This is a genomic window from uncultured Shewanella sp. (genome assembly GCF_947501665.1).
Lineage (GTDB): Bacteria > Pseudomonadota > Gammaproteobacteria > Enterobacterales > Shewanellaceae > Shewanella.
The window spans coordinates 1-628 of record NZ_CANMWS010000081.1 but is presented as its reverse complement, the minus strand read 5'-3'; the positions used below and the strand labels follow the sequence as shown (position 1 = coordinate 628).

Annotated in this window: 1 pseudogene; it reads right to left on the bottom strand. The window is 41.9% G+C overall.

From position 1 onward, the window contains the following. Positions 1 to 628: pseudogene (locus Q0976_RS24000) on the bottom strand (transposase); the annotation flags it as partial.

Here is a 628-nt window from a genome sequence, read left to right as displayed (position 1 = left end):
AACTGCAAATAATCATTCAAATGAAATGCCAAGCCATTAGGAACATCAAGCCTTTCATTACCCACAAATCCTAATAAATTGGCTGGCTGTTCACCTTTAAGCGCAGCCTTTATTCGCCTTTGAATACTAGTAAAATCAGACGACTCCGGAGTCTCTGCTATTTTTGCACGAATAGGATTCAAATCAACATAAGCCATACAGGCTAGCACAGCCGCTTCATCAAGTAGCGCCTGAGATTTGAAACGTCCCTCCCAAAAACGACCGCTACATTTATCTTCTATATTCGCTTTTCGTGCAATAGGTTCATTTAGCGCCCTCATGAACCAGCTAATATCACTTAGACGACTACGGTACTTGGCAATGGTTTGTGATAATAATGCTGTTTCAAATTCTTCAACTGCACTTCCATTAACAAATTTTTGAGTGATTTCAGTCCCGTTAAATAATTGATGCCAACGCTCGACAACCTCCAGCTCCGTCCAAGCATTCGCCTCATAAATATCCACACAAAGGACTAAGTGCAGATGATTAGACATGACAGCATAAGCACAAATATCAATAGCAAATACCTGCCCAAGCTCAAGGATTCGCTCTTCAACCCAACCCCGTCGATGCTCATAAGACTGCC